This window comes from Flavobacterium sp. WC2421 (genome assembly GCF_040822115.1).
In the GTDB taxonomy this organism is placed as follows: Bacteria; Bacteroidota; Bacteroidia; order Flavobacteriales; family Flavobacteriaceae; genus Flavobacterium.
In genome coordinates, this window is record NZ_CP162004.1 from 2,901,992 (window position 1) to 2,925,298 (window position 23,307).

Below are 23,307 nucleotides of genomic sequence, written 5' to 3' on the forward strand. Positions count from 1 at the left end.
AGATGGTAGCCTTTTTCATTATTCGTATTTTAAGTATTTTAAAATATCCAGTTTGGTTACTTGATAGGCTTTCGCTAAAACAACTACTAAAGTCAAAAACAATAAAGAAACAAAAGCAATCGCAAAAGGTAAAAACTGAATATCAATACGATATGCAAAATCATCTAGCCATTTTTGTAACAGAAAGTAGGCTGGAACCACTCCGATAACAAAACCAATCGAACAAAAAACTACATACTGTTTTGATAATTCCTTAAGTAAAATAGTCGTTTCAGCACCCAAGGTTATTCTAATAGCGATTTCTCTTAATCTTCGCTCCATAGAGAATGAAGCTAATGCAAACAATCCGAAAATGGCAATAAGAACAACTACAAGATTCAGTAACGAGAAGAGATTTTTTTGTTTGACATATTCCTTATAAGAACGTGCGTATTTCTTATCGACAAACTCATATGAAAACGGATATTCGGTATCGACTTTAGTAGTCCAAAATTGCTCAATATCGCTCATCGTGATTTCAATATTATCTGTATTTACTTTTACAAAAATTGAATTTACGCCTTGTGACATCAATGGCATTGTCTTTAAATGCATGAACACCATTGGCGAGTTTTTTTCTTGCGGCCCTCTTAAATTAAAATCTTTTACAACGCTTATTATTTTGAATTTATCTCCATCACCAGAAATAATTTCTTTTCCTATTGGTTGTTTAATCCCTAATAATTTTACTGCCGTTTCATTAACCATTACATTATTAATGGTATCCGAAGCGTATCTAGTACTCAAATATCGTCCTTCTGTTAGTTTGATGTTCATCATTTCCATCATCCCAAAATCAACGGCCATATTCAAGCCTTGAATGTTGGCATTTTGGTACAAATAATCTCGTGAAGATCGCGCGCCATTTCCAAAAGAAAAATTTGCTGTAGCTACCTGATTAACACCTTTCATTCTGGTCAATTGCTCTTTTGCCTTCAAATAATCCTGAAAAAACTCTTTTTTATAAATTGCTTCAGATTGTGTATCAAACTTTTTCAGATAATCAATTTCAATTACTTGATCACCTTTAAAACCTAGATTTTTATTGGTTAAATGATTTACTTGTTGATAAACAATGGTCGAACCAACAATAAAAAAAACAGCGATAGCAAATTGAAAAACCAACATACTGTTGCGTAACCATATTCCTGTTTTACTTCTGTTGAAGTTTCCTTTTAAAACTTTTTGCGTTTCAAAACTTGAGATATAAAGCGCAGGGAAAAATCCGCCAAGGAAAACGACAATTCCGAAAATAAAGATCAATTGTAAATAAAATTCACCTCCATAAATTTTCAAATCTTTCTCTAAAAATTCATTGTAATAGGGTAAAGAAATCTCAACAATTACTAATGCTAATAGAATAGATACTATAACAATTACAATTGTTTCAGAAATAAATTGAACGATAATATTTCTTTTACTTGCGCCCAATACTTTTCGCATACCGACTTCCTTGGCTCTTTTAATGGCTCCTGCAGTAGCTAAATTGACATAGTTAATAATGGAAAGAATCATTATCAGAATGGACAACCCTATCATTATCATTAAGTATTGGTAATTTCCTATTCCTTCAGGATAACCCCAATTTTCATTTAATACCGAATTAAGGCGCGCATCTATCAAGGGTTCTAAATGTATGGCTACAATTCCGTGTTCCTTTATTTGTTGTTCTAAAGTAATATTGGCCTCTTTTGCTTCTTGTGTAATTACGTTATCAATAAAAAGCTTTTCTATCTTACGTTCAACAACTTCCTTTTTAGCATTATCTTTAAGCTTAAGGAGTAAGCAAAAATTAAAAAGCTCCCATTTGTCCAAATTTGGGGTAATAACTTTTTTAAAATTATCCGTAAGTACCACATCAGGTGCAAATGAACTTTTCATTTCATTTTGGTACACACCACTTATAGTGTAGTAGTTTTTTCCAAATTTAATTTGCTTTCCTACAGGATTTTCATTGTTGAAAAAAGCTTTGTAAATTTTCTCCGAAATAGCAATTGAGGATTCATCCTTCAGAGCATTTTTAGCATTTCCATAAAGGAATGGAAAAGGAAAATAGTCAAAAAACTTATTTTGAGTATTAAACGCTTTTTCAATTTTTCGCTTTTTACCGTTATAGCTAAACAAGTCTGAATCGTACCAATTATAGCTATAATTATAACTTTCAATATTGGGATCGTTGTCTAGATATTGCCCGATAGCGGCAACCGTATAGGGCCATTTTTCATTGTTCAGGGTATTTATAACCATATGAACATTGTCCTTTTCAGGATTCCATTGATTATAACTATGCTCGTCATTCCAGTATAGGGTTGCAAAAATTAATCCTGCAATTCCAATACTCAAACCTAAAATATTCAAAGCTGTAAAAAGCTTGTTGTTTTTAGTTTGATTTAAAAATATATTTATCCAACTCTTTAGCATGATTATTCGTATTTTAAATATTTCAAGACATCTACTCTTGTCGCCTGATAGGCTCTAGAAAGAACCACAAGTAGGGTCAATGACAATAAGGCAATAAAGCCAATAATAAATGGATAGATTGAAATGTCAATTCGATAAGCGAAATTCTCTAACCATTTATTGAGCAAATAATAAGTTGGAAAAAGTATAATTAGAAAGCCAACAACACAGAAAACAATGTATTGTTTGGATAATTCTTTAAGTAAAATAGTAGTTTCGGCTCCAAGCGTTTTTCGGATAGCGATTGCTTTCATACGTCTTTCTATTGAAAATGAAGCTAGACAGAACAATCCAAAAAGTGCAATGAGGATAACCACAACATTTAATAATGAGAACATATTTTTTTGTTTTACAAAACTGCTGTAAGACCTTTTATATTCTTTATCTACAAAATCATACGAAAATGGATAATCTGGATCGACTTTCTTCAACCAAAACTTCTCAATATCCGCAAGCGTTTTATCCATCGTTTTTGAATCTGCATCAACATAAATATTATTTAAGGCAAACGTTGTCCATGAATTTGTTTTAAAATGAAACAATGACACTGGAGGAATCGCTTCGCTAGGATTACCTATGTTAAAATCCTTTACAACTCCAACGATAGTTATCTCTTTACCATTCCAATTCACCTTTTTTCCAATTGGGTTTTTCTCTTTTAATAGTCTAGTGGCAGTTTCATTTATTAACATCGTATTAATAGTATCCTGAGCAAATTTTGGACTCAAGTACCTCCCCTTTACAATTTTTATTTGCATCATTTCTAACATTCCAAAATCAATCGGAATATTGTCTCCATCCACACTTAAATCTTTATATTGATACGATATTGTTGATTTTGCAGATCCTCCAAAAGCAAAGCCAGCTGATGCAACTTGTTTTACCCCCGGAATGCGTAATAATTCATTTTTGATTGTTGAGTAACGGTCAAATCTAAAATCATCTGTTATCTCCTCTCCATAAACATTACTATACGATATACTTAAAATTTGATTGGCTTTAAAACCTAAATCTTTTCTATTCATATAATCTATTTGCTGATAAACAATATAGGAACCGATGATGAAAAAGGTTGCAATTGAAAATTGAAAAATCAACATTCCGTTTCGTAACCATACGCCACTTTTACTTCTTCCAAAATTGCCTTTCAACACCTTTAAAGTTTCAAAATTAGAAACATATATTGCTGGAAAAACTCCTGCCAAACAAACTGTAATACTAAATATTATAATAAGTTGTACATAAAATTGACTGCCTTGTACAATGATAGTTTTATTTAAAAAATCATTATAATAAGGTAACGACAGCTCAACAATTACAAGAGCAAATAAAATTGAAAACAACGATAGTATTCCTGTTTCAAAAACAAATTGCTGGATTATATTACTTTTTGAAGAGCCCATAACTTTTCTTACACCAACTTCTTTAGCACGTTTTATTGCATTTGCTGTTGCAGAATTGATATAATTTACAATTGAAAGAAGAAGTATTAAAACTGATAATCCAACCATAATCATCAAAAACTGAAAATTGCCATTTTCCTCAATTAATCCACCCGTTTTAGTATGTAGTCGAACAGTAGATAAAGGCTCTAAAAAGGGTTTGGTAGTTCCATATTTTTCAATGTATTGCGCTGGAGTAATTCCATTTTCTTTTGCATAACGAACCGTCATGTTATCATAATAAAGTTTCTTTAAATCATTTTCTATAAGTGAAACTTTATCCGGATTTTTAACTTTAAGAAATAATACAAACTGAAAATTCCCCCATTGGTCAATTGTTTTTCTAATTCTTAAATCAATGAAATTGACTACACAGGAAGGATTATAAGAAGATTTTTTATCCATTTTATAAACGCTTCTTACTATCAATTTCTTATTCTGAAAGAGAACTTCTTTTCCTAGAGCAGTTTCCTTTCCAAAAATCTGCAAAGCTAAATCATCTGAGAGACTGATACTATTTTCATCTGGCAATGCTGATTCTTGACTTCCTTCTACAAATTCAAAAGGAAAAAATTCAAAAAAATTCTTTTGTGCTGATACGATTTTACTCGTTTGCACTTTTTTATTTTTAAAGCGAATTATGTCACTTTCATAATTTCCACTTAAATAACAATACGATGCTACTTCTAAACTTTTCTCTTTTATTGCAGCTCCTATTGGTGCTGAACTCGATGCCCAAAATGAATTTTCGCTCATTTGATTAGCTACCAAAAAAACGTTGTCTTTGTCAGGATTCCATGCATCATAACTTTGCTCGTCATTCCAGTATAAAGTAGCGAAAATCACTCCTGCAATACCAATACTCAATCCTAAAACGTTGAGAAAAGAAAACAGTTTGTTTTGCTTTAAATGATAAATAAATATTTTTATCCAGTTGATTATCATGTGATTTTGATTATATTGATTTTGATTTGATGATATGTTTTTAAGCTACTTACAATAGTATTTTGCAAAGCAACTCACAAACAAAAGTGATGATTGAAATTAGGATAGTTATCATGATTATACTTTAAAAACATCTACATTCCTTTGATTGTGCTTTTCAGAAGAGACAACACCATCTTTCATTAAAATCGTTCTTTGTGAAAAAGAAGCATCATAATCGGAGTGAGTAACCATCAAAATTGTAGCACCGTTTGCGTGTAAATCGGTTAACAATTCCATTACTTCATTTCCGTTTTTACTATCTAAGTTTCCTGTAGGTTCATCGGCAAGAATAATTTTTGGATCATTTATCAAAGCTCTGGCAACTGCTACACGTTGTTGCTGACCTCCTGAAAGTTGTTGCGGAAAATGTTTCAAACGATGCGAAATCCCTAATTTATTGGCAATTGCTTCTACTTTTTGTTTTCTGTCAGACGAAGGAACTTTATTATAAATTAATGGCAATTCGATATTATCATACACTGATAATTCGTCAATCAAGTTGAAATTCTGGAATATAAAACCAATATTTTCTTTTCTGGCTTTCGATTTTTCTTTCTCTTTGAGACCAATCATCTCTTGGTTCAACAATTGATAACTTCCTCCTGAACCACTATCAAGCAATCCTACAATATTCAACAATGTTGATTTTCCGCTTCCTGACGGCCCCATAATAGACACAAAATCACCTTGATTAATGGTTAATGAAACTTCGCTCAATGCCATCGTTTCTACTTCTTCGGTTCTAAATACTTTTGAAAGGTTTTTAATTTGAATCATAATATTATTCGTTTTTTGATTGATGTTTGTTTTTATTTTTATTCTTGTCTATTTGTCGCCTACTCTATTCTAAATTCAAAACTTCTACTTGTTTATAATCTTTATACGATGATGTAATTACTTTTTCACCAGCTTTTAATCCGTCTAAAACTTCATAATACAACGGATTTTCTCGACCTAATTTGATGGTTCTCTTTTCCGCTTGATTTCCTTTGACCACAAAAATCCATTTTCCACTAGTATCTTCGTTAAAGCTACCTTTAGAAAGCACTAAACTTTTCGTTTTTTCAGATAAATTTAATTTCACTCCAAAACTTAACCCTTGTTTTAAATCTAATTTTTCCGAAGATACAAAGTCTAATTCTAATTGAAACCTTCCTCCTTTTACCTCAGGAATCACTTTTGTTATTTTAACCTCAACCTCTTTATTATCAAAACTTACCGTTCCTTTTTGTCCTTCTGAAATGCGATCTAAATAAAATTCGTCGACATCAGCAACCAGTTTATATCCTTTTTGATCATCAATAAAACCAATACTTGTATTTTGTGCATAGGTTTTTCCTAAAATCGGTTCAAAAGAAGAAAGTCTTCCGGAAATAGGTGCTGTAACAAGGAAATTCTTTTTATTGGTTCTTAAAATATCCAAACTCTTATTCATGAAATCTATGGATTGATTGAGTTGTCCTATTTGAACCTGATTGGCTTGTCTTTCCTTACTAACACTTTGTTTTATAATGTTCATTCGTTCTTTTTGAAAACGAAAATTTTCCTTCGTTTTCTCCCATTCACTCTTAGCAAGGATTTCTTGCTCGAAAAGATTCTTATTTACATCATACAAATTTTTAGCATCTTGAAAATCGTGTTCAATTGATAACAAATCCTTTCCTAAATTTAGTTCTTGATTACGTAAATCGAGTTTTGCTTTATTCAAATTATTAATTTGCTCTATAATTGCTGTTTCTTGCTGCATATAAGCCAACTCTGAGTTGGGATTGTACAAACGTGCTAATGATTGCCCTTTAGTCACAAAATCACCGTTTTCAACAAATATTTCCTGAACGGCTCCACCTTCTATAATATTAATCAGCATCGAATTGATAGGAACGGCCTTAGCTTGAAAAGACATGAAATCTTCAAAAAAATCATTTTCGACTGTTTTTATGCTAATTTCGCTTTTCTTCACATTCAAACTTCTTTTCTTAGTTACGGAAGTAAAGACCACATATCCTAAAACTAAGATAATAGGTAATGCGATTAATAGCTGTTTTTTTTTGTTACTTTTACTTTTAATAATGGTGTCCATTGTTGCTAATTTGCTGAACGTAAAGAGATTTTCGTGCCAAAAAGTTAAACTTTGTAACTCCCTTATTTTGAAGTTTTTATTTTAAATTGATTTTTTGAAGTGTTCATATCCGAACACTTTTTGTCCGAAACCGAACACTAATGAAGAAAACCAACGCCGCAATTCTAGTAATAGATGATCAAGAAGACATCCTTTTTGCTTCAAAAATGCTACTTAAAAAGCATTTTGAAGACATTTATACCCTCAGTAATCCCAAAAACGTAGTCGAATTATTAGCCAAAAATACGATAGACGTTGTTTTATTGGACATGAATTACCGAATTGGTTTTGAAGATGGTAAAGAAGGATTGTATTTATTGAAAGAAATAAAAACGCTTTCGCCAAAAACAGTTGTGATTTTAATGACTGCTTTTGGTAAGGTAGAAACAGCTGTTGAAGGCTTAAAAGCCGGGGCGTTTGATTATATTTTGAAACCTTGGGAAAACCAAAAACTACTTGAAGTAGTAAAACAAGCCGTTGATAAATCCCGAAAAGAGAAAAAGAAACCTACTCCAATTGAAATGGATACCGATTATTTCATTGGAAATTCTGAAGCTATCAAAAAAGCGTATGCTGTAGCTGATAAAGTCGCTAAAACAGATGCTAACGTTCTGATTTTAGGAGAAAATGGAACAGGAAAATTTGTGTTATCACATCATATCTTTAGTCAATCAGAACGAAAAATCAATCCGTTCATTCACGTTGATTTGGGTTCTTTAAATTCAAATATTTTCGAAAGTGAACTTTTTGGTTATGCAAAAGGCGCTTTTACAGATGCGAAAGTGGATACTGCTGGACGTTTTGAAATGGCTCAAAACGGAACTATCTTTTTAGATGAAATCGGGAATGTTCCTTTGCATTTACAGTCGAAACTTTTACAAGTTATTCAAACTAAAACCGTAACCCGTTTAGGCGAATCAAAAGCAAGACTGTTGAATGTGCGTATTATTACGGCTACCAATTTAAATCTAAAACAAGAAGTCGCTGATAAAAACTTTAGAGAAGATTTATACTATCGCATCAATACTATGGAAATCATACTTCCACCTTTGCGAGAACGTGATGAAGATAAAATTCCGCTAGCCAATTATCTTTTACAGAAAATGATTAAAAAATACCAACGTGACGAAATTATTTTTAATTCTAAAGTAATAGAACAAATTCAGAAACACGCCTGGAACGGTAACATTCGTGAAATGGAAAACCGAATTGAGCGTGCCGTTATTCTTTGTGAAAACAATACAATAACTGTTTCTGATCTTGATTTATACGAAATTACTCAGTACGAAAATAGTCCTGAAGACGTCCAACTCTCTTCAATAGAAAAAGCAACTGTTGAAAAAGTATTGCTGAAAAATGATAATAATATTTCTAAAGCCGCTGAGGAATTAGGATTATCAAGAGCTGCTTTATACCGTCGTTTAGAAAAATATAACATCAGTACTCATTAATATGTTCCAATCTTCAAAAACATATCAACTCTTATTTTTGCGTTTATTAATCATCCTAGCCTGTTCAGTCTTTTTGATTTGGCTACTGCATAATGATTTACTATTTACGTCTTTATTTACGGTTGTTTTAATACTGTTACTACTTGTTGAAATGTATTTTTACATTAAAAATGCTTTTTCACTTTATGACAGAACCATTACTTCTATTCTTCAAAATGATTTTACAGCTGATTTTTCAAAACATAAATCACATAACAATTATATCAAATTATTTGAATTGTATGAAAAGCTAAAATCGGATAAAAAGGAACAAATATCGAAAGATATGGTTTACCGCTCCATTTTAAATACGGTTGAAACTGGAATTATAATACTGCAAAAACAAGAAACAGAATGGGACATTTTTTTGATGAATGACTATTTTTCTAAACATTTTAGTGTTCCCAAAGTTTCTAAATGGAAATACCTCAAGAATCAATTAGCTTCTTTATGTGAAATTATTGAAGAGCACCATTTTCAAGAAATCAAGACTTCACTAGAAATACGGGTAAACCAACAAGATACACAAACGTTCGTTCTGCAAACCTCTAGAAGTGAAATTTACAACCAAGATTATTTCATCATTTTACTGGATTCTATCCAGAATGTAGTGGAGAAAAAAGAAAAAGAAGCTTGGGGGAATTTGATGAAAGTGATATCGCATGAATTATTAAACTCCATTACTCCAATTCGCTCGCTTTCGCAAAATTTACACGAGTTAGTACAACAAGAAAGCATTTCTTCGGATGATCTTGAAGACATGAAAACCAGTGTAGCAACGATGTTACGCCGTAGTGACCATTTGCAACAATTTGTAGAAAGTTACCGTAAACTTGCCATGTTGCCATCACCTAAAAAGGAACAGATAAGACTGCAACAACTCATTGCAAATAGTTTTGAAATTATGACTCCTTTATTCATAAAAGAAGGAATTGAAGTTGTAAATACTATTACTATTAATCATTGGTTAGAAGCAGATTCAAAACAAATGGAACAAGTATTTATCAATCTATTCACCAATTGTATTTATGCCTTAAAAGAAATAGCACAAAAACGGATATTTATTTCGGCTGAAGCCAAAGAAAACAGGACATTCATAACAATATCAGACAATGGAAAAGGCATTGAACCCGAAATAGAAAATAAAATTTTCCTCCCTTTTTTCACTACAAGAAAAGAAGGCGCTGGAATTGGATTAACCTTATCCAAAAATATTATCGAATCTCATGGTGGCTATCTAGCTTATAAAAATGAGGAAGAAAAAACTACTTTTGTTATTTGTCTTATTACAGATTGATTATAATTTTTCGACAAACGTTAAAGCAAAAAAAAAAACTTCTCAATTTCTTGAGAAGTTTTGTGGGCGATGAGGGGTTCGAACCCCCGACCCCCTCGGTGTAAACGAGGTGCTCTGAACCAGCTGAGCTAATCGCCCTATTTTTACAATTAGAATGATTTCTTATTCGTTATTGCGTGTGCAAATATACATCTAGAATTTGTATTTGCAAGCAAAATTTAAAAATAAATGAATAAAAAATAAGCAATAAATCCTTTAGTACTCTATTACAACATATTAATACTATTTTCTAAGGCTACAATTTTTTTGTAATGAAACGCTATAGTATTACATTTGTGTCATAAACAATATATAATGGCAAGGTTCAAAGAAAATGATTTACCCAAATCAAAAATTACAGCAAGTTCTCTCAATAAAGCAACCCTTATATTTCGATATGCTGGTAACCATCGTTGGAAATTTTATGTTGGATTAGTCTTTTTACTTCTTACTGGAGCAACTGCCTTAGCTTTCCCAAAATTAATGGGATTGTTAATTGATTGTGTGAAAAATAAAGACAACGCTCAAGCTAATACCATTGCACTATTTTTAATAGGTATTCTTTTTATGCAATCTATATTTTCATTTTTTAGATTGTCATTGTTTATCAATTTCACTGAACATACTTTGGCTAACCTTCGTTTGTCATTATATAGTAATTTGGTAAAGTTACCTATGTCTTTCTTTTCTCAAAAACGTGTTGGGGAATTGAATAGTAGAATTAGCTCAGATATCACACAAATTCAAGATACGCTAACTTCAACTATTGCAGAGTTTTTAAGGCAATTCATTTTAATAATAGGTGGTGTTGCTCTATTGGCGACTGAAAGTTTTAAACTAACCTTATTGATGTTATCAGTAGTACCATTAGTTGCTGTTGCTGCAGTAATTTTTGGTCGGTTTATTCGAAAATTTTCTAAAAACGTACAAGATCAAGTAGCCGAAAGTCAGGTGATTGTTGAAGAAACCATGCAAGGTATTAGTATTGTTAAGGCTTTTGCCAATGAATGGTATGAAATTGCCCGTTATGACGGAAAAATAAAAGAAGTAGTAAAATTAGCCATTAAAGGCGGAAAATATAGAGGGTATTTTGCTTCATTTATAATTTTCTGTTTGTTTGGTGCTATTGTAGCCGTAGTATGGTTTGGTGTTCGGTTGAGTATTAGTGGCGAGATGAGTGTGGGACAGTTAATTTCATTTGTCCTCTATTCTACTTTTGTAGGAGCTTCTTTTGGAGGTATTGCTGAATTGTATGCACAAATACAAAAAGCAATTGGTGCCACGGAGCGTGTGTTTGAATTATTGGAGGAAACTCCTGAAAAAATTAATTCCGTACAAAATGCTGTAAAAAACAAAATTAAAGGAAATGTCACCTTCAAAAATGTGGCTTTCAGTTATCCATCAAGAAAAGAAATAAATGTTTTAAAAAATGTTAATTTCACTGCTGAATTTGGACAAAAGATCGCTATTGTTGGCCCTAGTGGAACAGGTAAATCAACTATTGCTTCCTTATTATTACGTTTTTACGATATTGATAGTGGCGAAATTATAATTGACGGTAAAAATATATACGATTACGATTTAGAAAATCTTCGTGGAAATATGAGTATTGTTCCTCAAGATGTCATATTATTTGGAGGAACCATTAGAGAAAATATAGCCTACGGAAAACCTGATGCAAGTGAAGATGAAATTCTATTAGCTGCTAAACAAGCGAATGCTTTTAATTTTATCGAAGGTTTCCCAGAGAAATTTGAAACATTAGTAGGAGAAAGAGGAATCAAACTTTCCGGTGGTCAAAGACAGCGTATTGCTATTGCTAGAGCTTTACTTAAAAATCCAAGTATATTGATTCTTGATGAAGCCACTTCTTCATTAGACAGCGAAAGTGAAAAGCTTGTTCAAGAAGCTTTAGAAATATTAATGGAAGGTAGAACAAGCATCATTATTGCGCACCGACTTTCTACTATTCGTAGTGCCAATCAAATTCTGGTACTTGATAACGGAATCATCTCAGAACAAGGAACGCACCTAGAACTAATTTCTCTAGAAAACGGTAAATATAAAAACTTAAGTAACTTACAGTTTAGTAATTCTTAGTTAAGATTGATGATAAAAAAAACCATTTGCTAAAACAAATGGTTTTTTTTATAAAATTGGGTGTGTGTTTTTAAAATGAAAAAGCTACAGTGAAATATAATTTATTTTCCTTTTCTTCTTTTACGTTCCGCTTTTATCATCTCTAATTCGCGGCTCGTTTGTCCAGCCACAGAAGTATTCTCTTCAGCACGACGAATTAAATACGGCATAACATCTTTCACAGGTCCAAAAGGCAAATATTTGGCAACATTATAACCATGGTCTGCGAGATTATAACTGATATTATCACTCATCCCATAAAGTTGACCAAACCAAACTCTATTGTCATTTGTCTTAATTCCTTTCTCGTTCATTAGTTCCATCAACGTATACGTACTCGATTCATTATGAGTTCCAGCAAAAATTGACATGGTATCTAAATGATTAATCATATAGTGTACTGCAGCATCATAATTGACATCCGAAGCTTCTTTTGTGGCGCATATTGGTGATGGATATTCTTTTTCTTCAGCACGAACATTTTCTTTTTCCATGTAAGCACCACGAACTAATTTCATTCCAATAAAAAAACCTTCTTTATCCGCCTGCTCTTTTAATTTCATCAAATAATCCAATCGATCCCAACGGTACATTTGCAATGTATTGAAAACAATAGCCTTTTCTTTATTGTATTTACGCATCATTTCAGTCACTAATGCATCAGCAGCATCTTGCATCCAACTTTCCTCTGCATCAATTAATAAGGCAACATCTTTTTTATGTCCTTCACTACAAACCAAATCAAAACGAGCTACTACTCTATCCCACTCCTCTTGTTCATCAGGAGTCAGTGGTAGCTTCTCCCCTATTTTTTCATACAATTCAAAACGACCAAGACCCGTAGGTTTAAAAACTGCAAATGGAATAGCTTGACGTTCTTTAGCAAAATCAATTGTTTTCAAGGTCATTTTTAAAGCGGCATCAAACTGATCCTCTTCCTCTTTTCCTTCAACAGAATAATCCAATACTGAAGAAACTCCTTTTGTATACATTTTATCTACAACAGAAAGGCAGTCTTCCTCATTTACACCACCACAAAAATGGTCAAAAACAGTAGCTCTTATTAATCCTTCAACAGGAAGATTTGCTTTTAAAGCAAAATTAGTAACTGCAGTTCCTATGCGTACTAAAGGCTGATTTGCAATCATTTTGAAAAGAAAATAAGCTCTATCCAGTTCGGTATCGCTTTTTAATGAAAAGGCAACTTGTGTATTATTGAATATTTTTTCCATATGCTGATATTTTTGCACAAATATAGATATAGTTTGATTTTTCTTTGTCAATTTCTCATTAAATTAATCATAATTGTTTTTTATGATAATTTTCCTAAATAAGTACTTCAAGAAAAAATATTCAATAAATTTGAAAAACGTAAACTTATATAAAAAACAGTAAATGACTAAGCCAATCAAACCTAGTTCTGAAAATCGGGAAAACATTGAATTTAATACAGACAATAAAGTTTATTACGAAACCATCTTACTCCTATTTATTGTAAGTTTTTTAATTATTGACTTTTTTCCACAATTTGGAAGTGTCGAAATTATAGCCCCTCAATTTTTATATCTTTCTGTCATCAATATAATTACAAGCTTATTTTTTTATAAAAATCAAGATTTAATTTCAAACGGATTAGCAGCAGTATTTAAAAAAAGTATCCTTTTTAAGACTTATATCGGCTTCTTAGTATTATGTAGTATTTCATTAGTTTCTGCTAATAATTTTTCATTAGCGGTTGTCAACTTTATGCAAATTATTACCGTTTTTAGTTTATTTATAAACCTCTCTGTGTTACTTTACAATAATTTTGATTTAATTTACAAAATTGCTTTATTAGTTGCAATTAGTGTTTTTGCACAAGCATATTTAGCATTAAGTGATTTTATAGGAACATCCAAATCAACTGATATTACAAATGGTTTATCCATGTTGAAAGGAAATACAGGTAATATCAATATTTTTGCCGCAAGTCTAGCAGGCAAAATCCCATTTATACTATTAGCGATTACGCACTTCACAAAATGGAAAAAATGGCTTTTGGTTTTGAGTTTGTTTTTGGCAACAATACTAATTTTCTTAACCGCTTCGAGAGCTTCTTATATTAGTTTGTTTGTTGAAATTATTCTTTTTATTATAGTTTTTCTAAAAATTAATAATCAAAAAAAGCAAAATTATATAAATTACATAAGTATTATTCTTCCTCTTCTTATTGCCTTTTTTGTTGCGAATATTATTTTCGAAAAAAGCAATAACAATGACAGATATAAGTCGGTTACAAATCGTGTTTTGCAAATTAGTTCTTCAAAAGAAAAAGATGCTTCAAAAAATGCAAGGTTAACCTATTGGGGAAATGCTTTTGAAATCATCAAAAAAAATCCTGTTTTAGGAATAGGACTCGGAAATTGGAAAATTGAATCAATTGCTTACGAAAAAACTCAGACAAATGATTTGCAAATTTCCGCTCATCCACACAATGATTTTCTTGAAATTGCTGCCGAAACCGGAATTTTGAATTCAATTGTCTACTTATTTATTTTCATTTTTGGACTGTTATTAAACCTAAAAAATATTTTTAATGAAAAGGAAAAAGAAGCACAAATTATAGCTTCCCTTGCTTTGTTATTAATGGTCAGTTATGGAATCGACGCCTTATTTAATTTTCCTTTGTACAGGCCTACTATGCAAATTAATTTTTGCTTTTTTCTAGCATTGACAATCTTAAATGCAAATCCAATAGCTACAATTAAAGAATTTCACTTTAAGAAAATAGTTACTATTACTCTAATATTACTAAGCACTAGTACATTATACTTTTCTTATAGCTCTTTTAAAGCCTATCGATTAGAAAACGAAACTCGAATTGATTTGAGTCAAGAGGAAACAAAATATCAATTTACAGCAAGTGAAATAGCCAACAGAATCCCTTTGTTTCCAAACGTAGCAACAACTTCAGAACCTTATATTGAATTAGCTGGAATTTATTCTTTAAAGGAAAAAAAGTATGAAGAAGCTTTAAAATATTTCAATAATTCACAAAGAATTAATCCTCATACAGGACGTACGGAATGGTATAAATATAGAATCTATAAAGAATTAGGTAATACAGATAGCGCTTATATTTATGCAAAAAAAGCATTTGAAATTAGACCTCGAAGTGAAGACTATTATTTAACAGCAATAGTGGTAGAAACAATTAAAAAAGATACAGCTGCAATTTTGCAAATCCACAATCAATTTACAAAGTACATTCAAAAACCAAATATTTGGATTAATACTTCTAGTGCATTGGCACAATCACAATATTCAAACAAAGCATTAATCCAATTTATTGATTCAGGATTATTGGTATTTCCTAACGACACAACGTTATTGAACCGAAAAAAATCATTTCAAAATGATGGATTAAGGACTAATACTATATCATCAAAACCAGTTAAAAATGAAGCCGTTAAACCTAATAACATCACTATTGCCAATCAATATGGGACCGAATCTAAATATGACAAAGCTATAGTATATTATAAAAAAGCATTACTAGATGATCCGAAAAATATAATAATTACACAGAATATAGGAATTTGTTATTTTAAGTTAAATCAGTTTAAAACTGCCATAATTTATTTAGAAAAAACCTTAAATTCGCCAACTCTAACTGATGGGAAAACTGAGTTTTTACTTGGAGCGTCTTATTTGAACACAAAAAATAGAGAAAAAGGCTGTCAAAATTTAAAATTGGCAGAGAACAAAAATTATCCTGGAGCTGCAGCATTAGTAGTCCAGTATTGTAACTAAATTAATTAATATGCCGAATTCGTTAAAAACCATAGAAGCAAGCAATCACCCCATTCATTTCAATGAAAAAGGGTACGAAGCTTTAAACTTACATTTAAAACAAAGTAAATATTCAACCATATTCATTATAGTTGACAGTAATACTAATGAATTTTGTTTGCCTAAATTCTTACCTTATTTAGAAACCAATTTAACGATTGAAATAATTGAATTTGAAAATGGAGAGATCAATAAAAATATCGACACTTGTGTTCAAATTTGGAATGTATTGACTGAACTAGGAGGAGATAGAAAAAGTCTTGTTATTAACGTTGGTGGTGGTGTTGTTACCGACTTAGGTGGGTTTGTCGCTTCTACTTTTAAAAGAGGTGTTGATTTCATTAATGTTCCTACAACGCTACTTTCAATGGTAGATGCCTCTGTAGGAGGTAAAAACGGTATTGATCTTGGAAATATTAAAAACCAAATAGGGGTTTTCAATTTACCTATAATGGTACTTATTGACACAGCCTATCTAGAAACGGTTCCACAAAACGAAATGCGTTCTGGTCTCGCAGAAATGTTAAAACACGGTTTGATTTATGACAAAAAATATTGGGAACAATTCCTAGATTTAAAAGCTATTAATTATGCTGATTTAGACGAATTAATTTACCGTTCTGTTGAAATTAAAAATGAAATTGTAACATTAGACCCAACGGAGAAAAACCTTAGAAAATCACTAAACTTTGGGCATACTTTAGGGCATGCCATCGAAAGTTATTTTTTGGAAAATGAACAAAAAACTACTTTATTACATGGAGAAGCAATTGCTGTAGGGATGATTTTAGAAAGTTATATCTCATTTGTAAAAAAATTAGTTACCTTAGAAGAATACAACCAAATAAAAACAGCCATTAAAGCGATCTTTGATGACATTGAATTTCATGAAAATGACATTGAACCTATACTAGAATTGCTCATTCATGACAAAAAAAATGAGTATGGAACTATTCAGTTTGCTTTAATAGAAGGAATTGGAAAAATCAAAATCAATCAATCTGTTGAAAATGAATTAATTCTTAGTGCATTTAATGATTATAAATCATAATTATTTTTTACCAAAAAGGATTGCATTACGTATAAATTATTTTTTACATTTGCCCCAATGAAAACAAATCAAAACAGAATAAATTTTAGTAAAAATTGGAGTGGAAACAATATTTCTTTTTTAAGAATGTTGAAGCGTTTCAATTCTATTAAAGGAAACTTTAGTTTTGATCTATTTCAGTATTTAAAAGTTGATCACGAAAAATTACAAATCATTTATGCCAATATAAGAGTTTGAATTATAGATTAATTTCGTTTCAATTTAATCTCATAATTTACTCAAAAACAAATGAATACAAAGTATACAGACTTAATTAATCAAACCTATTATTTCCCGCAAGAAGAATTTACTTTAAACAAAGATAATCTTCAGTTTCATAATATCGATTTAATGAAATTGGTGGAACAATATGGAACACCATTAAAATTCACCTACTTACCTCAAATTTCAAATAACATCAACAAAGCCAAAAGCTGGTTTCGTAAATCGATGGAAAAGAATAAATATGAGGCTAAATATTATTATTGCTATTGTACTAAAAGCTCTCACTTTGAGTTCATCATGAATGAAGCTTTTAAAAACAATATTCATATTGAAACTTCATCTGCCTTTGATATTAATATTGTAGAAAATTTAATGGCAAATGGTAAAATAAATAAAAGCACCTATGTTATTTGTAATGGTTTTAAGAGAGATCAATATATAGAAAACATTGCCCGTTTAATCAATAACGGACATAAAAATACGATTCCTATTATTGACAATTTTGAAGAATTAGATTTGCTTCAAGCGGAAATTAAAGGGAAATTTAAGATTGGAATTCGTATTGCTGCAGAGGAAGAACCAAAATTTGAGTTTTATACTTCTAGACTAGGAATTGGTTATAAAAATATTGTGAACTTTTATAAAAAACAAATTCAAGAAAACGATAAGTTAGAACTGAAAATGTTGCACTTTTTTATCAATACAGGGATTAATGATAATGCCTATTATTGGAATGAATTAGTAAAATGTATAAAAGTTTATATTGCCCTAAAGAAAGAATGTCCAACATTGGACGGATTAAATATTGGTGGTGGTTTTCCAATAAAAAACTCATTGGCATTTGAATACGATTATCAATATATGATTGATGAAATTATCAATCAAATTAAAATTGCTTGTGATGAAGCCGAGGTTGATGTTCCAAATATTTTTACTGAATTTGGTTCGTTTACAGTAGGTGAAAGTGGTGGTGCCATTTATCAAATTTTGTATCAAAAACAACAAAATGATAGAGAAAAATGGAATATGATCGATTCTTCATTCATAACTACGCTTCCAGATACTTGGGCAATTAACAAACGTTTCATTATGTTAGCGGTTAACCGTTGGAATGAAACTTATGAAAGAGTTTTACTAGGTGGATTGACATGTGATAGTGATGATTATTACAATTCAGAACAAAACATGAATGCCATTTATTTACCAAAATACAATAAAGAAAAACCATTATATATTGGTTTCTTTAATACTGGAGCTTATCAAGAAACCATTGGTGGGTACGGAGGTTTACATCACTGTCTTATCCCTCAACCCAAACATATTTTAATTGATAGGGATGAAAATGGAATTTTGGCAACAGAAGTTTTTTCAGAACAACAAACTTCAGATGATGTTTTAAAAATTTTAGGTTACGATAAAAAATAAATATTAAATACAATTAGTCAATTTAAAAATTTCTTATATTTGGATAACTACATTTTTTTCAAGTATCTGATTTTTAAATATTTAAAACCAACACAATGAGTAAAGGACCTATAAGTCAGTTTATAGAAAAACATTATTTGCATTTCAATTCTGCATCTTTAGTAGATGCTGCTAAGGCATACGAACAACAATTAGCAAATGGTGCCAAAATGATGGTGAGTATGGCGGGTGCAATGAGTACAGCCGAAATTGGAAAAATCTTCGCTGAAATTATTCGACAAGATAAAGTACAAATCATTTCTTGTACAGGAGCAAACCTAGAGGAAGATGTTATGAATTTAGTAGCTCATTCACATTATGAAAGAGTACCTAATTACCGTGATTTGACACCACAAGACGAATGGGACTTATTAGAAAGAGGATTAAATAGAGTTACTGACACTTGTATCCCTGAACATGAAGCTTTCCGTCGTTTACAAAAACATATTTATAAAATATGGAAAGATGCTGATGACAAAGGAGAAAGATATTTCCCACACGAATTTATGTACAAAATGTTGCTTTCAGGAGTATTAGAAGAATACTATGAAATTGACTTAAAAGACAGCTGGATGTATGCTGCCGCTGAGAAAAATTTACCTATTATTGTGCCAGGTTGGGAAGACAGTACTATGGGGAACATTTTTGCATCTTACGTAATAAAAGGAGACTTAAAAGCTTCTACAATGAAATCAGGAATTGAGTATATGGTCTATCTATCAGACTGGTACCCAAAAAACAGTGCCAAAGGAATTGGCTTTTTCCAAATTGGTGGTGGAATTGCTGGAGATTTTCCAATATGCGTAGTACCAATGTTGTATCAAGATATGGAAATGCATGATATTCCTTTTTGGAGTTATTTCTGCCAAATTTCAGATTCAACAACAAGTTACGGTTCTTATTCAGGAGCTGTACCAAACGAAAAAATAACTTGGGGTAAACTAGATATTAATACTCCAAAGTTCATTATTGAGTCAGATGCTACTATTGTAGCGCCTTTAATTTTCGCTTATTTATTAGACTTATAGAATATTATTATGAAAAGAGTAATTGTTGATTACGCAAAATTGACCAATGAAATCTTAAATCTTTTAGTAGAACGATTTCCCGATGGTTATGATGACTCCGATATAATCCGTTTTAGAAATGCTAAAAACGAATTAATTGAAGCTGTAGAAGTGCGTACTGAGGACACTATTTATTTAGTTAAAGTAAGTATGAAACTTGCTGATAGAATTGAAAATTATGACGAAGATGACGAAATCGATGACGAAATCGAACCAATCATCCCAATAAAAGGGCTTGATTTAGACGATGATGATGATGACGATGATGACGACGCTGTCGATAAACCTGAAACTGAGGACGATGAGGACGACGAAGATTCAGATAAAAAAGATTATTCTGATGAAGACGACGATGATGATGATGAAGATTAATTCATTATAAAATACTAAAGGAACTCTTATTTGAGTTCCTTTTTTTTTATTAATCGAATACTATTTAATTCAAATGTAAGATTCCATTATTACTAAATTCATTACATTCTTGTTTACTCATTATTATGATTACATCACAGATACTACACGATACGCTTAAAGAAAATTTTGGTTTTGAAAAATTTAGACCCAATCAGGAAAAAATTATTAATTCAATCATTTCCGGTCAAGATACATTGGCAATTATGCCTACTGGAGGCGGAAAATCTATTTGCTTTCAATTACCCGCACTTTTGTTTACAGGAATTACAATAGTTATTTCTCCGCTAATTGCCTTGATGAAAGATCAAGTTGATAGTTTAAAAACTAACGGAATTCAAGCTTGCTACATCAATAGTAGCCAAACAGATGGAGAACAACAATTACATATCCAGAATCTTAAAGACAACAAAGTAAAAATTGTTTATGTAGCTCCTGAGAGTTTATCGTATTTAGAAAATGCATTTAGTCAAATAACCATTAGCTTAATTGCAATTGATGAAGCACACTGTATTTCTTCATGGGGACATGATTTTCGTCCAGCATATACCAATTTAGGATACTTAAAAAATCGCTTCCCTTCTACTCCAATCTTAGCTTTAACTGCGACTGCAGATAAAGCTACACGTAAAGACATTAGCACACAATTAAACCTAAATAATGCCAAGTTATTCATATCCTCTTTCGATAGAAAAAACTTGAGTTTAGAAGTTCGACCAGCACTAGACAGAGTCAAACAAATTATTGAGTTCATTAGCGAAAAGCCATCTGAATCAGGAATTATTTATTGCTTAAGCCGAAAAACAACCGAGGAATTAGCCGAAAAACTTCAAAAAGTTGGTGTAAATGCTAAAGCCTATCATGCTGGTTTAGAAAACACAATTCGATCAAAAACGCAAGATGAATTCATAAATGATGATTGCCAAGTAGTTTGCGCAACTATTGCTTTTGGTATGGGAATCGATAAGTCAAATGTCCGCTGGGTCATTCATTATAATCTACCTAAAAATATTGAAGGGTACTACCAAGAAATTGGACGTGCAGGACGAGATGGACTACCTTCGGAAACCATTTTATTCGAAAGTTACGGCGATGTAATCCAATTACAGAAATTTGCATCTCAAGGCTTAAACGCCGAAGTGCAACTCGCAAAACTGGAAAGAATGAAGCAATACGCAGATGCTTTAAGTTGTCGAAGAAAAATATTGCTTTCCTATTTTGGGGAACTCGTAACTGAAAATTGTGGAAATTGTGATATTTGTAAAAACCCACCCGAATTTTTTGACGGAACGATTATCGCTCAAAAAGCATTATCAGCCATTATGAGATTAAAAGAGTCAGAGCCACTTCCCGTTATAGTTGACTTTTTAAGAGGTTCAAAAAATGCTTATATTTTCGAAAAAGAGTATCAGAATTTAAAAACGTATGCCGTCGGTAGTGATATTTCCTGGTATGACTGGAATCAATACATTATTCAGTTAATCAATCAAGGCTATTGTGAAATAGCTTTTCATCAACAAAACAAAATTAGATTAACCTCTTTGGCACGTGAGGTTTTATTTGAAGGTGATAAAGTACAATTAACTATAGTTGTAAAGGCAAATACAGAAAAAATTGCAGTCAATGAACCAAAAACAAAGTTCAGTGCTAATTCTCTTTTTGAAAAATTAAAAAAATTGCGATACGAAATTTCAAAAGACGAAAGTGTTCCTGCTTATGTGATTTTTAGTGATGCGGCTTTACGCCAAATGGAAACTTTAAGACCCATGAGCGATGAAGAACTTATTGCAATTGATGGTGTAGGTAAAGTAAAATTAGAAAAATATGGTGATGTATTTATAAAAGCTATCATTGACTTCCATAAAAACAAAGAGGTAAAAACAAAGAAAGAATCTAACACCTATAAAGAAACGCTTGCCTTGTTTCAAAGCGGGTTACCGCCTGATGAAATAGCTTTAAAAAGAAATCTAGGATTAGGAACTATTATGTCGCACGTTGCTAAATTATACTTAGATGGTGCAAATATTGATTTATTTCAATTTGTATCTAAAGAAGAAGTAATTCTTGTAAAACAAGCCAAGACAAAACTAGAAAGCCCAGCTACCTTAAAACCATATTTTGATTTTTTTGAAGAAAAAATTGCTTACGATAAAATAAGACTCGCTTTAACAATCATCGAAAAAGAGAATCGTAATAAGTAAAACCTGTATGATAACTTCATTCTCCCCTTTTATCAATTCTGAAACTGAAATTTTAATTCTAGGAACCATGCCTGGAATTGCATCTCTTGAAAAACAAGAATATTATGCTCATCCAAGAAATCATTTTTGGAAAATAATGTACACACTTTTGGATAGTTTGCCGATTTCTGTTGTTTTCGAAGAAAAAATAAAATTATTACAGAATAACAAAATTGGATTGTGGGATGTTCTAGAAAATTGTGAAAGAAATGGAAGTTTAGATATTAACATAAAAAATCAAAAAGAAAATGATTTTGAGACACTATTTAAAAATTACCCAACAATTACTAAAATAATCTTTAACGGTAAAGAAAGTCACAAATACTTTCTTAAAAAATTTGGACAAATAAAAGGCATCACTTATTATGTGATGCCTTCCACTAGTACTGCCAATACAATGTCTTTTGAAAAAAAGCTTGAAATCTGGTCTACTTGTTTTTAAAAGCTATAAATATCTTTCTTGATAAACTTTTTGATGGTGTTTTTGATGACCAATAATAATAAAAGCTATCGCACGAACTGAAATAGATGTATTAGAAGCTGTACCAGTTCTCAGCAATTGTTCCTCTGAAAAACTTTTAAACAAAGACAACGTAGCCTGTCTTACTACAGCCATTTCTGTCAACAACCCTTGAAGGTTTCTTTCATTAGCATTTGTATTATCAACGTAATGATTTTCTTCAAAACCTGGCAACGGTGTTTTATCATTTCTGGAAATTCGTAAAGCACGATAGGCAAAAATTCGTTCTGTATCAATAATATGTTGAATAATATCTTTGATAGTCCACTTTCCTTCTGCATATCTGTAATCAAATTTATCCATTGGGATATTTTGTACAAAACGAATAAAATCATGAAGGCAAATTTCCAATTCTTCAATCATATCTACATTTCCTGCCGCCTTAATATAAGTTGCATTAAATTCCGAATATTCATTTACAAGCAATTGATCTGTTTTCATTTTTTT

General features: G+C 31.2%; 16 protein-coding genes and 1 tRNA gene. 10 read left to right on the top strand and 7 right to left on the bottom strand.

Annotation, left to right across the window (positions count from 1 at the left end):
- Positions 1–18 precede the first annotated feature (18 nt).
- The 4 genes from AB3G33_RS12435 to AB3G33_RS12450 form a co-directional block, all read right to left on the bottom strand.
- Positions 19–2,460 carry an ABC transporter permease gene (locus AB3G33_RS12435; protein ID WP_367769982.1) on the bottom strand — a complete coding sequence of 814 codons (2,442 nt, stop codon included), beginning with the start codon at positions 2,458–2,460 and terminating at the stop codon, positions 19–21.
- A 2-nt stretch (positions 2,461–2,462) separates the two neighbouring features.
- On the bottom strand, positions 2,463–4,886 hold the full coding sequence (locus AB3G33_RS12440) for an ABC transporter permease (RefSeq protein ID WP_367769985.1): 2,424 nt from the start codon (positions 4,884–4,886) through the stop codon (positions 2,463–2,465).
- Positions 4,887–5,003: 117 nt separating this feature from the next.
- Positions 5,004–5,705, bottom strand: coding sequence for an ABC transporter ATP-binding protein (locus AB3G33_RS12445; RefSeq protein WP_367769988.1), 702 nt, complete (start codon positions 5,703–5,705; stop codon positions 5,004–5,006).
- A 64-nt stretch (positions 5,706–5,769) separates the two neighbouring features.
- The gene (locus AB3G33_RS12450; RefSeq protein WP_367769990.1) at positions 5,770–7,008 is read right to left on the bottom strand and encodes an efflux RND transporter periplasmic adaptor subunit; all 1,239 of its coding nucleotides are present in this window, start codon (positions 7,006–7,008) and stop codon (positions 5,770–5,772) included.
- A 140-nt stretch (positions 7,009–7,148) separates the two neighbouring features.
- On the opposite strand from AB3G33_RS12450, the gene AB3G33_RS12455 reads away from it, so the two are divergent.
- Together AB3G33_RS12455 and AB3G33_RS12460 are read left to right on the top strand one after the other, a co-directional pair.
- Positions 7,149–8,498, top strand: a complete 1,350-nt coding sequence (locus AB3G33_RS12455; RefSeq protein WP_367769993.1) for a sigma-54-dependent transcriptional regulator — start codon at positions 7,149–7,151, stop codon at positions 8,496–8,498.
- 151 nt (positions 8,499–8,649) lie between these two features.
- Positions 8,650–9,834 carry a PAS domain-containing sensor histidine kinase gene (locus tag AB3G33_RS12460; RefSeq protein ID WP_367769996.1) on the top strand — a complete coding sequence of 395 codons (1,185 nt, stop codon included), beginning with the start codon at positions 8,650–8,652 and terminating at the stop codon, positions 9,832–9,834.
- A 63-nt stretch (positions 9,835–9,897) separates the two neighbouring features.
- Here AB3G33_RS12460 and AB3G33_RS12465 read toward each other — a convergent pair.
- Positions 9,898–9,972 (bottom strand) — tRNA-Val (locus AB3G33_RS12465).
- Positions 9,973–10,188: 216 nt separating this feature from the next.
- Between AB3G33_RS12465 and AB3G33_RS12470 the strand changes: the two genes are divergently transcribed.
- A complete protein-coding gene (locus tag AB3G33_RS12470; protein WP_367753158.1) occupies positions 10,189–11,973 on the top strand; it encodes an ABC transporter ATP-binding protein in 1,785 nt (594 codons plus the stop codon).
- A 101-nt stretch (positions 11,974–12,074) separates the two neighbouring features.
- On the opposite strand, the gene AB3G33_RS12475 is transcribed toward AB3G33_RS12470, so the two are convergent.
- On the bottom strand, positions 12,075–13,244 hold the full coding sequence (locus AB3G33_RS12475; protein WP_367769999.1) for a proline dehydrogenase family protein: 1,170 nt from the start codon (positions 13,242–13,244) through the stop codon (positions 12,075–12,077).
- A gap of 163 nt (positions 13,245–13,407) precedes the next feature.
- Between AB3G33_RS12475 and AB3G33_RS12480 the strand changes: the two genes are divergently transcribed.
- From AB3G33_RS12480 to AB3G33_RS12510, 7 genes are all read left to right on the top strand, one after another.
- On the top strand, positions 13,408–15,804 hold the full coding sequence (locus AB3G33_RS12480; protein WP_367770002.1) for an O-antigen ligase family protein: 2,397 nt from the start codon (positions 13,408–13,410) through the stop codon (positions 15,802–15,804).
- A gap of 10 nt (positions 15,805–15,814) precedes the next feature.
- Positions 15,815–16,894: a 3-dehydroquinate synthase gene (gene aroB / locus AB3G33_RS12485; protein WP_367753163.1), complete on the top strand. Its 1,080-nt coding sequence runs from the start codon at positions 15,815–15,817 to the stop codon at positions 16,892–16,894.
- A gap of 288 nt (positions 16,895–17,182) precedes the next feature.
- Positions 17,183–18,583, top strand: coding sequence for an arginine decarboxylase (locus tag AB3G33_RS12490; RefSeq protein WP_367753165.1), 1,401 nt, complete (start codon positions 17,183–17,185; stop codon positions 18,581–18,583).
- A gap of 95 nt (positions 18,584–18,678) precedes the next feature.
- The gene (locus tag AB3G33_RS12495) at positions 18,679–19,650 is read left to right on the top strand and encodes a deoxyhypusine synthase family protein (protein ID WP_367753167.1); all 972 of its coding nucleotides are present in this window, start codon (positions 18,679–18,681) and stop codon (positions 19,648–19,650) included.
- 9 nt (positions 19,651–19,659) lie between these two features.
- The gene (locus tag AB3G33_RS12500) at positions 19,660–20,061 is read left to right on the top strand and encodes a DNA primase (RefSeq protein WP_367753169.1); all 402 of its coding nucleotides are present in this window, start codon (positions 19,660–19,662) and stop codon (positions 20,059–20,061) included.
- Between the two features lie 125 nt (positions 20,062–20,186).
- Entirely contained in the window at positions 20,187–22,301 is a 2,115-nt protein-coding gene (recQ, locus tag AB3G33_RS12505) for a DNA helicase RecQ (RefSeq protein ID WP_367770005.1), read from the top strand.
- Positions 22,302–22,308: 7 nt separating this feature from the next.
- On the top strand, positions 22,309–22,782 hold the full coding sequence (locus AB3G33_RS12510) for a DNA-deoxyinosine glycosylase (RefSeq protein WP_367770008.1): 474 nt from the start codon (positions 22,309–22,311) through the stop codon (positions 22,780–22,782).
- A gap of 3 nt (positions 22,783–22,785) precedes the next feature.
- Here AB3G33_RS12510 and AB3G33_RS12515 read toward each other — a convergent pair whose 3' ends face one another.
- The gene (locus AB3G33_RS12515) at positions 22,786–23,301 is read right to left on the bottom strand and encodes a DinB family protein (protein WP_367770012.1); all 516 of its coding nucleotides are present in this window, start codon (positions 23,299–23,301) and stop codon (positions 22,786–22,788) included.
- Positions 23,302–23,307 lie beyond the last annotated feature (6 nt).

What these genes read in the sequence shown, in the direction of transcription:
- AB3G33_RS12435 (WP_367769982.1), bottom strand. Translation starts at nt 2,460, where the DNA reads ATGCTAAAGAGTTGGATAAATATATTTTTAAATCAAACTAAAAACAAC.
- AB3G33_RS12510 (WP_367770008.1), top strand. Translation starts at nt 22,309, where the DNA reads ATGATAACTTCATTCTCCCCTTTTATCAATTCTGAAACTGAAATTTTA.
- AB3G33_RS12480 (WP_367770002.1), top strand. Translation starts at nt 13,408, where the DNA reads ATGACTAAGCCAATCAAACCTAGTTCTGAAAATCGGGAAAACATTGAA.
- AB3G33_RS12500 (WP_367753169.1), top strand. Translation starts at nt 19,660, where the DNA reads ATGAAAAGAGTAATTGTTGATTACGCAAAATTGACCAATGAAATCTTA.
- AB3G33_RS12445 (WP_367769988.1), bottom strand. Translation starts at nt 5,705, where the DNA reads ATGATTCAAATTAAAAACCTTTCAAAAGTATTTAGAACCGAAGAAGTA.
- AB3G33_RS12490 (WP_367753165.1), top strand. Translation starts at nt 17,183, where the DNA reads ATGAATACAAAGTATACAGACTTAATTAATCAAACCTATTATTTCCCG.
- AB3G33_RS12495 (WP_367753167.1), top strand. Translation starts at nt 18,679, where the DNA reads ATGAGTAAAGGACCTATAAGTCAGTTTATAGAAAAACATTATTTGCAT.
- AB3G33_RS12450 (WP_367769990.1), bottom strand. Translation starts at nt 7,008, where the DNA reads ATGGACACCATTATTAAAAGTAAAAGTAACAAAAAAAAACAGCTATTA.
- AB3G33_RS12470 (WP_367753158.1), top strand. Translation starts at nt 10,189, where the DNA reads ATGGCAAGGTTCAAAGAAAATGATTTACCCAAATCAAAAATTACAGCA.
- AB3G33_RS12475 (WP_367769999.1), bottom strand. Translation starts at nt 13,244, where the DNA reads ATGGAAAAAATATTCAATAATACACAAGTTGCCTTTTCATTAAAAAGC.
- AB3G33_RS12440 (WP_367769985.1), bottom strand. Translation starts at nt 4,886, where the DNA reads ATGATAATCAACTGGATAAAAATATTTATTTATCATTTAAAGCAAAAC.
- aroB (WP_367753163.1), top strand. Translation starts at nt 15,815, where the DNA reads ATGCCGAATTCGTTAAAAACCATAGAAGCAAGCAATCACCCCATTCAT.
- AB3G33_RS12515 (WP_367770012.1), bottom strand. Translation starts at nt 23,301, where the DNA reads ATGAAAACAGATCAATTGCTTGTAAATGAATATTCGGAATTTAATGCA.
- AB3G33_RS12455 (WP_367769993.1), top strand. Translation starts at nt 7,149, where the DNA reads ATGAAGAAAACCAACGCCGCAATTCTAGTAATAGATGATCAAGAAGAC.
- AB3G33_RS12460 (WP_367769996.1), top strand. Translation starts at nt 8,650, where the DNA reads ATGTATTTTTACATTAAAAATGCTTTTTCACTTTATGACAGAACCATT.
- recQ (WP_367770005.1), top strand. Translation starts at nt 20,187, where the DNA reads ATGATTACATCACAGATACTACACGATACGCTTAAAGAAAATTTTGGT.